The 8,073-nt window shown below is 69.7% G+C and carries 8 protein-coding genes and 1 pseudogene; 5 read left to right on the top strand and 4 right to left on the bottom strand.

Annotation, left to right across the window (positions count from 1 at the left end; translation table 11 throughout):
* Positions 1–263: 263 nt before the first annotated feature.
* Positions 264–1,009, bottom strand: a pseudogene (locus AB0N17_RS39710) (NADP-dependent oxidoreductase).
* 70 nt (positions 1,010–1,079) lie between these two features.
* Here AB0N17_RS39710 and AB0N17_RS39705 point away from each other — a divergent pair.
* Positions 1,080–1,688, top strand: a complete 609-nt coding sequence (locus AB0N17_RS39705) for a helix-turn-helix domain-containing protein (protein ID WP_366016536.1) — start codon at positions 1,080–1,082, stop codon at positions 1,686–1,688.
* Positions 1,689–1,846: 158 nt separating this feature from the next.
* On the opposite strand, the gene AB0N17_RS39700 is transcribed toward AB0N17_RS39705, so the two are convergent.
* Positions 1,847–2,386 carry a hypothetical protein gene (locus AB0N17_RS39700; protein WP_366016535.1) on the bottom strand — a complete coding sequence of 180 codons (540 nt, stop codon included), beginning with the start codon at positions 2,384–2,386 and terminating at the stop codon, positions 1,847–1,849.
* A gap of 30 nt (positions 2,387–2,416) precedes the next feature.
* Here AB0N17_RS39700 and AB0N17_RS39695 point away from each other — a divergent pair, with 30 nt between their 5' ends.
* Positions 2,417–3,163, top strand: coding sequence for a winged helix-turn-helix domain-containing protein (locus AB0N17_RS39695; protein WP_366016534.1), 747 nt, complete (start codon positions 2,417–2,419; stop codon positions 3,161–3,163).
* A 181-nt stretch (positions 3,164–3,344) separates the two neighbouring features.
* Positions 3,345–4,136: a DUF4239 domain-containing protein gene (locus tag AB0N17_RS39690; protein WP_366016533.1), complete on the top strand. Its 792-nt coding sequence runs from the start codon at positions 3,345–3,347 to the stop codon at positions 4,134–4,136.
* Between the two features lie 42 nt (positions 4,137–4,178).
* Here AB0N17_RS39690 and AB0N17_RS39685 read toward each other — a convergent pair whose 3' ends face one another.
* Positions 4,179–4,634 carry a VOC family protein gene (locus AB0N17_RS39685; RefSeq protein WP_366016532.1) on the bottom strand — a complete coding sequence of 152 codons (456 nt, stop codon included), beginning with the start codon at positions 4,632–4,634 and terminating at the stop codon, positions 4,179–4,181.
* Between the two features lie 332 nt (positions 4,635–4,966).
* Here AB0N17_RS39685 and AB0N17_RS39680 point away from each other — a divergent pair, with 332 nt between their 5' ends.
* On the top strand, positions 4,967–5,260 hold the full coding sequence (locus tag AB0N17_RS39680; protein ID WP_366016531.1) for a hypothetical protein: 294 nt from the start codon (positions 4,967–4,969) through the stop codon (positions 5,258–5,260).
* Between the two features lie 239 nt (positions 5,261–5,499).
* Entirely contained in the window at positions 5,500–5,952 is a 453-nt protein-coding gene (locus tag AB0N17_RS39675; RefSeq protein WP_366016530.1) for an RICIN domain-containing protein, read from the top strand.
* A gap of 118 nt (positions 5,953–6,070) precedes the next feature.
* On the opposite strand, the gene AB0N17_RS39670 is transcribed toward AB0N17_RS39675, so the two are convergent.
* Positions 6,071–7,936, bottom strand: a complete 1,866-nt coding sequence (locus tag AB0N17_RS39670; RefSeq protein WP_366016529.1) for a SpoIIE family protein phosphatase — start codon at positions 7,934–7,936, stop codon at positions 6,071–6,073.
* Between the last annotated feature and the right edge of the window lie 137 nt (positions 7,937–8,073).

Genomic DNA, 8,073 nt, shown 5'->3' with positions numbered 1-8,073 from the left:
AACTACGCCGCACACCGCTACGGCTCCATCGACAACGTCAACTCCGCCTACTGACCAGGCCCCTGGCAGTACTGACCAGGCCTACTGAGCCGACTACGGCGGCCGGTCAACAGCCGGCCGGCCGAACGTGAGGCGGAGTCGGCCCGGCCGGTCGCGCCCGGCGTGCGCGCCTCTCGCCCCCGTCCGGCCGACCGGGTCACACCCCCGTAGGCTGATCCTTCACGTCGCCTCTTACGGCGGGTCGCCGACGGCGCAGCCGACCGTCAGACGACCAGGACCCGGCGCCCGCGTGTGTGGCCGGCCTGGCTGTCAATGTGTGCCGCCGCGGCTTCGGCGAGCGTGTACCTCTTCGCGACGGGGATGTGGAGCTTTCCCCGCGAGATGAGGCCGACGGCCTCGCTGAGGGCGTCCGGCATGTTCCCCGCCGTACCGGAGAAGCGGACGCCGAACTCGGGCGCTGTGAGGTCGGCGATGGAGACGCCCGCGACCGCGGCATCACGGTGATCGGCACGGCTGGGGCGGAGAACCAGGACTACCCGATCTGCAGCACCGCCGATCCGACACCTCCGGACGCGCCGCTGACCAGCAGAGTCTCCCCGGACCGCACACCGACCTCGCCGATGATGCGCAGTGCGGTCTCCACCACGCTGGGGTAGCCGGCCGCCTCTTCGAACGACAGGCCCTGGGGCATATGGGCCCAGGCTGTCAGCACGGCGTACTCGGCATAGGTGTTGACGCCTTCGCCGAACACGGGGTCGCCGGTTTCGATCCCTTCGACGCCCTCGCCGATCTCGTCCACCACGCCGGAGGCGTCCAGTCCGAGCCCGGAGGGCAGCTCGACCGGATGGGCCTTGAGGATCTGGCCCTCGCGGATTCTCCAGTCGGCGGGGTTCACGCCCGCCGCCCGCACGGCGATGCGTATCTGGCCAGGGCCCGCGTGGGGCTCCTCGGCGTCGATCAGTTGCAGTACGTCCGGACCGCCGAAGGCGGCGAAGCTCACTGTCTTCATGGAGCCGAGCATAGCCCTAACGGTTAGTGTTTCGAAACGGTTGTTGTTTCGTATCTGGTAGCGTCAGGACATGACCGACGTGCCGTCCGGACGCCGCGAGCGCAAAAAGGCCGCGACCCGCCAGAAGATCGCCGACACCGCCCTGCGGCTCTTCCTGGAACAGGGGTACGACGCGGTGGGCATCCGTGACGTGGCCGCCGAGGCCGACGTGGCCGTCACCACGGTCTTCTCCCACTTCGCCTCGAAAGAGGCCCTGGTGTTCGAGCAGGACGAGGACTTCGAGCAGCGCCTCATCCGGGCGGTCAGCGACCGCGGGCCGCACGAGCCGCTGATTCCCGCGCTGCGTCGCGAGGTCCAGGCCCTGGTGCGGCACTGTACGGCGGACAGCGCCGCCCCGGTCTGGCACATGATCGACCAGTCACCCGCCCTGCGGGAGTACGAGGAATCGATGAGACTGCGCCATGCCGAGTCGCTGGCCACCGCCATCGCCGCCGATCCCGGCCTGTCGCGGACCACGACGACCTGTCGGGCGATCGCGCGGTTCGTGATCGACGCCTATGCGCTGGCCCGAGAGGCGGCCGACCCGCAGGCAGCGGTGGAGGAGATCTTCCGGATGATCGAGGCGGCCTGGGCCGTCACCTGCTCCAGCGCCGACTTCGCCGACTCCGCCGACCGCTGACTCCGCCGACCGCGCCGGCACGGGACCGTAGCCGGGCCGGGCGTAGGGCGCGTACCGAGTCGTGATCGATCGTGACCGAGCGCTTCCTCCGGCGACGAGGGCCGGAGTGAAGCGCTCCCTCCATCGTGCGCCGTGATGCAGCCGTGCCGCACCGCTCCCTATGTGCTGGACAGACTGCGCTCGAAGAACGTGAGGACGTAGTCGCGCACCATCGGTATCGAGCACGCCGGGTCGAGCGCCCCCACCATCCGGTCGCGGCCTTCGACGGTCATCAGCCCGTCCGCCTGGAGCTGGGGGACCATAGCGGCGAAGTCGCTGATCACCCAGTGCATCGCGTCGTCGATCTGCCGCCGGCGGGTGCGCCGGTTCGGGTGGTCGAGCATGGCCGCCCAGGAGCGGTCGATGTCCGCGTCGCGGAAGCCGTCGGTGCCCAGCAGGAGCATCGGCCGGTTCATTCCGTACCGGGCCACGGGAACAAGCGGCGCCGGCTCGCCGGGCCGGTCCGACGGATGGTCCAAGTAGCCTTCCAGGTTGACCACCGCGCGGATGCGGCGGTCCTCGTACGCGGCCTGGGCAGCCGCCGTGCCGCCCGCCGAGTGCCCGTACATGCCCACTCGTGCCGGATCCAGCGCTCGCGGAAGGTGCCGGGGCAGCGGGCGTCCGACGGCGCGGCGCTTCCACTGAGGGACCTCGTACACGCGGGGCGGGCCCCTGGTTTCCTGGATGTATTGCGCGACACGCTGCAAGACGGGCTCGAAGCCGCCCGGTCCTGGCGCCCGGAGCCGGTCCGCGCCGAACTCGAGCGCGTCTACGCCGGCATCCCGAGCCTTTCTCCGCCCCCGCCCTGGGTCCGCGACCTGCACCGGGGCGACGCTGACGCCTGGCAGATCCTCAGCCGCGCGCAGCAGGCCGCCTTCGAAGCCGTACTGCGTCAGGTCTGGCCGGCCGTACAGGACCTGCATCAAGCGCAGTTCACCCGTCATGCCGTGACCGTCGCCGAGCACGGCATCGGCGTCGCCCTCACCGACCTGGTCCCCGGCTCCCGGCTGCTCGGCGGCGTCTGGGAACTGGACGCGCCGGACGGACTCGACATCCGGCCGGAGGGCCGGGGGCTGCTGCTCCTGCCCACCTTCCACTGGACCGGCAACCCTCTCATCTCCGACCTGCCAGACCACCCCGTGGCCGTGACCTACCCGGCCGGTCCCGGCTTGCCGCTCCACCCGTCCGCAGGTGAGACCTCACTTTCCGAGGTGCTCGGCCGCACGCGCTTCGCGATCCTCCTGCTCCTCGAACACGAGCACACCACCAGTGACCTGGCCCGGCGGCTCGGCGTCAGCAACGCCACCGCCTCGGCCCACACCACCGCCCTGCGCGGCGCGGGCCTGATCACCACGTTCCGGGACGGGCGTGCCGTCATCCACCACCGCACCCACCTGGGCAGCCTCCTCGTGCACCGTACGCAGAACCAGCCCTGACCGCCGGGCCACAGAAGGCGGGCGCAACTCCGGCCGAAGGCCCCTCTCCTGAGGCGTTCGCGGGGTACGCAGGGGCCGTCACGGTGCCTCACTCGTTGGTGTGAACCCCGCGCGGACCCACCGCGGTTGTGCGGGATCGGGGTGCCGGAGGGGAGCTCTGCCAGGCCTAGACTCCGCGCTCATGTCGTTGTGGCTGCTCAACCATTTCAGCACCGTCACCCTTGCCGTCGTCACTGTGGGCGGGAGCGTCCTCGTGGCGCTGGCCGGCAGTGTGCTGCTGCGCCGCAGGTATCCGTCGGTGGCGCGTGGTGAGCACAATGACATGGTCGGTGTCACTCTTGGGATGTTCGGCGCGATCTACGGGATCATCCTCGCGTTCGTGATCGTCACTTTGTGGACGCAGTTGGAGGACACGCAGAAGATCGTCGCGTCCGAGGCCACCGACGCGGCGCTCATCTCCCGGGACGCCGCCGCGTTTCCGGCCCCGGTCCATACCCGCCTCGACTCCGCTCTGAGCGGCTACGTGCACGCGGTCGTGGAGGACCAGTGGCCCCGGATGCGTGCCGGGCACCCCGGCTACGGTGCCACGGAGAGTCATCTGCAGGCCGCCTTCGAGGTGCTGCAGACGTATGAGCCGAAGGGGCAGCGTGAGGAGGTCTTCTACGAGCAGGCGGTCAGCCATCTCGACGACGTCGCTTCCCAGCGTCGCGCCCGCATCACCATGGCGCAGCAAGAACTCCCGCCGCTGCTGCAGGTCCTGGCCTTCGGCGGAGCGATCGTGCTGATCCCGCTGACCTTCCTGTACGGCATGCGCAAGCTGCGGGTCCAGCTCCTGTTCGTCGCCTCGGTCGCCGGCCTGGTCGGCTTCAGCCTGCTCCTGGTCTTCGTGTTGGACCGCCCCTTCGCCGGTGAGCTCAGCGTCAGCCCGGCCCCGTACCGGGAAGGGGCGCTCGCCCAGTACTGGAGGCCGTGATCGGGCCCGGGCTTGGTCCTTCGCCGTCCGTCACAACGGTCCTCAGACGACATCGAATTCGTTGCCCTCGGGATCCTGCATGGCGGCGGCGTAGAGCCCCGTGTCCGGCTCATTCCTGATCCGCAGCACGGTGGCACCAGCTTTGACCAGCCGTTCCACCGTAGCGTCGACCCGCTGTGCGCGGACGTCCAGCGGGACGTCACGACCCCCACCGACCTTCAGGTCGAAGTGCCACCGGTTCTTGGCGACCTTCGGCTCCGGAACCTGCTGGAACCACACCCTCGGTCCACGTCCCGCGGGATCGATGATCGACTCCGGAATGTCCCCGGCACCGGCCGGCAGTTCTGCCTCGGGCACTCCCACTGCCGCCCAGTAGGCACGCCACGTGGCGTGCCCACCCGGCGGAGGCTCAGGCACGTAGCCCAGCGCCTCGGCCCAGAAAGCCACCATTCTCTGCGGATCGGAGCAGTCGATCGTCAGCTGCACTGTCATCTCCATGCTCGAAGCATCCCAGGCAGGTCTGACAGAGGACCACTTTCGCAACAGGCTTGGACCGTCGCGCCGTTGAGCCGAGTCTCTGCGTCGGCCGCACTCCCATCGCCGCCCTCGGCCGCCGTGTCCGGGACCCGGCGCTCGCTCGGTCGGGGTCGGGAACGCGTGCCCCTCTCGACCCGTCCTCCCCTTCGGGATCGGGACGATCATGATGGTTCCCGTGTGATCACGGCGCCTGCGGACGACCGCGATCGCACCCCGTCGCAATACCCCCACCGCAACCCCTTCACCGCAACCATCCGCACCGCAAGACGCCCCGCAGGACGAGGAGATCAATCATGGCGACCGGCAAGCACGATCAGACTGACGGACCTCACCCTCAGGCGCCGTGGTGGTGGGGGATCGGTCCGGTGGGCGCCCTCGTCCTTGTCCTCGCCGGGATCGCCTTGGCGCTGTGGGCGTTCTTCGGCCCGTCCGAGGCCGCGGACCACCCGATGCTCGGCTACCAGGCGAGCAAGGCCATCGCCGTCGGCCTTGTCGTGCTGGGCGGCGCCCTTCTGGAACGCCTGCGCAGTCGCAGGTCGACCACCCACCACGCAGAGGGTGAAGACAACGGTCAGGGCCGCTTGTAAGGGCTCCTGGACGGGCCCGCGCAACCGGGTGACGGTCGCGGTGACCGCCCAGGCGGCCCTCGACAACTCGGGGAACGCCTTGTGGCGGCACCATGCGGCGGGGTCCGGAATAGTCCTGAATGTGATGCCGGATGTCGGATCGGGCGCTGATGGAAGTGGGTGCGTACCCGGTAGTCTCCGGTTCAGCGGAACAGGCCTCGACGTGATCTCGGCCCATGGAGCCGGGCAGAGGGGGACTCGTGCTTGTGAACCGGCTGGCCGCGGTGGGAGTAGGAATCGTGCTGGCAGTGGGCCTGAGCAGTGGCCCGGCGAACGCGGCGTCGGTGACCACCCGTTTCGAGAATCAGGTCGAGCCGTTGAAGTGCCTGGACTTCAGGGCCGATCGAGGCGTGTACGTCACCGGATGCAACAGCGGCGACTACCAGAAGTGGATCTGGAGCAGAACCCCCGACTTCACCGCACTGCGGCAGGTGGCGACCAGGCTGTGTCTCACCTTGCGCAACGGCCAGGTGACCATGAAGCCCTGCGCCGCTGCGGACAAGGCGGCACTGTGGTCCGTCATCGAGACACCGAACGGTACGCAGCTGGTGAACAGCGTGAGCGGCACATGCCTGGCACGGCTGGCGAACGACAACGTCCACGTCGCACGGTGCACCTTCGGCGACTCCCAGCGCTGGCTGGTCTTGCCGTAGTACGTGCCCGGCCGGTCTCCTCGATTCGCGCGGGCGTTTCGCGGACCACGCGGACCCCGGTGACGCGCACGGCGTTCCTGACGGGCACTCGATCACCTGCGGGGCAGTCGGCTTCCGACTACAGGTCGGGTCTGCTGGGGTCCTGCAGTGCCTCGCGCGTCTCTCGTGTGGGGTCTTGAACGGGAGCTTGCTCCTCGAGGGAGCCGGGGGCGGCTCGTTCCGGGGCGGCGGGGCTGTGGGCGCCCTGCGCGGGTGGTGGCGTGCTGTGATCGCCGGTGGTGCCGGCTCCGGCCGGTGGGAGGCGTAGGGCGAGCAGAGCGGTGTCATCGCCGTGAGGGGCCAGGCATTGCAGAAGTTGGTCGCAGAAGTCGTCGATGCTTCGGTCGGGTGATTGACGGGCCAGGACGGAGGCGTGATGGCGGAGTCTGGCCATGCCGGCGTCGATCGGGCGGTCGCGGTTCTCGACGAGGCCGTCGGTGTAGAAGAGGACGATGGCTTCCGGGGGGAGCGTTTCGTGCGCGTCCGGCCAGGTCAGGCCGAGGTGCAGGGTGGCACTGATTCCGATCAGCGGTCCATGCCCGCTGGTGAGGAAACGGGTGGCTCCATCAGGCGTGATCAGCAGCGGCGGCGGGTGACCGGCGTTGACCCAGTGCAGTTGCCAGGGGCCTCCTTCGGGGCCTTCGATGCGGGCGAAGACCAGGGTGGCCATCGGCGCGTCGCTGGTGTGGGTCACCGCCTCGTCCAGCCGGCGCATGATCATGCTGGGTGGCTCCACGTGGGTCCAGGCCAGAGCACGCAGCATGTTGCGTACCTCGGCCATGTGGACGGCGGCCTGAAGGTCGTGGCCGACGACGTCTCCGATGACCAGGGCCATGATGCCGTCGGCGAGGAGGAAGGCGTCGTACCAGTCGCCTCCGATCTCCATGGCGCGCTGTGCCGGCAGATAGCGGGCGGCCATGCGCAGGTGGTCGACTTGCGGCAGGGGTGCCAGGAGCTGGCGCTGCATGGTCTCCGCGACGTTGCGCTGTTCCTCGTAGAGCCGGCTGTTGTCCAGCACCAGCGCGAGCCTGCGTCCGATGTCGGCGAGGAGCCGTGTCTCGGCCTCGGTCGGCGGCCGGCGGTCGTCGGCCCGGGCGACGGTCAGCAGGCCGTGGTAGTGCCGACGGGAGCGGATCGGTACGGCGGTGGCCCAGTGGCCGCCGAGCTGCTCGAACAGGATGCGGTGGGTGGCTGCGAGTGGGGAGCTCGGATCGGTCGTGTCGGCGGCCTGGAGCAGGATCGGACGGTCGCCGCGGAAGGTCTCCGGCCGATGCGAGACGGGCAGTGCGAGCGGTCCCGTCAGCCCTTTGGCGTGATCCGGGTGGGCGGGGCTGCGCACCGCGACGCGTTCGAGGGCGCCGGAGTGTGCGTCGATGAGGTCGACGGCGGCCCAGTGGCCGAGTTCCGGTACGAGGAGGGGAAGCAGTTTCCGCGCTGCCGCGGCGGCGTCGATGTGGGACATCAGGACCGACGACACTTCGGAGAGGAGATTCAGCCGGTTGGTGAGTGCTTCCAGTGCGGCGGTGTGGGCGCTTGCCCGTTCTTCGGCGTCCCGGTGCAGGCTGAAGTCGCTGAAGACGACGACCAGCCCGGCCGGCTCGCCTGCCAGCAGCAGGGGCGTCGCCGACCAGATGATCGGCAGCAGGACGCCGTCACCGCGCAGGAAGTACTCCTCGCTGCCTTCGACGGCGTCCCGGCTGCCCGTCAGCGGGGTCCGCATCAGGCACTGCTCACGCGGGACCGGACTGCCCTCGGGGCTGCGGTGGAGGAGGTCATGGGAATCGTGTCCCCGCATCTCGGCTGCCGGCCGGGCCAGCAGCCGTTCCGCCCATGGGTTGGCGTAGGTGATCAGCCCGGCCGTGTCCAGGGTGAAGACACCGGCGCCCACGTCGCGCAGGACGGCACCCGCGAAGTCAGGATCCAGCACGTCACGCGAACCGGTCATGGGCCACCACTACTCCTCCCGACCAGGCTCTAAGCCGCCGGGATCCCCGTCAAACCCGCCCGGGAGGCAGCCGTCGCCCTGAGGGGACCTGTTTGAGGCCGCCCGGGTCCCTTTCGCGCTCCGTCATCGAGGGGTTT

Source organism: Streptomyces sp. NPDC051133 (assembly GCF_040682635.1).
In the GTDB taxonomy this organism is placed as follows: domain Bacteria; phylum Actinomycetota; class Actinomycetes; order Streptomycetales; family Streptomycetaceae; genus Streptomyces.
Note: the sequence above shows the minus strand (reverse complement) of the source record. Positions and strands in the feature narration are given on the sequence as shown.

Excerpts from the sequence above, each read along its gene's own strand:
- AB0N17_RS39680 (WP_366016531.1), top strand. The coding sequence starts at position 4,967 with ATGGCGACCGGCAAGCACGATCAGACTGACGGACCTCACCCTCAGGCG.
- AB0N17_RS39705 (WP_366016536.1), top strand. The coding sequence starts at position 1,080 with ATGACCGACGTGCCGTCCGGACGCCGCGAGCGCAAAAAGGCCGCGACC.
- AB0N17_RS39670 (WP_366016529.1), bottom strand. The coding sequence starts at position 7,936 with ATGACCGGTTCGCGTGACGTGCTGGATCCTGACTTCGCGGGTGCCGTC.
- AB0N17_RS39690 (WP_366016533.1), top strand. The coding sequence starts at position 3,345 with ATGTCGTTGTGGCTGCTCAACCATTTCAGCACCGTCACCCTTGCCGTC.
- AB0N17_RS39685 (WP_366016532.1), bottom strand. The coding sequence starts at position 4,634 with ATGGAGATGACAGTGCAGCTGACGATCGACTGCTCCGATCCGCAGAGA.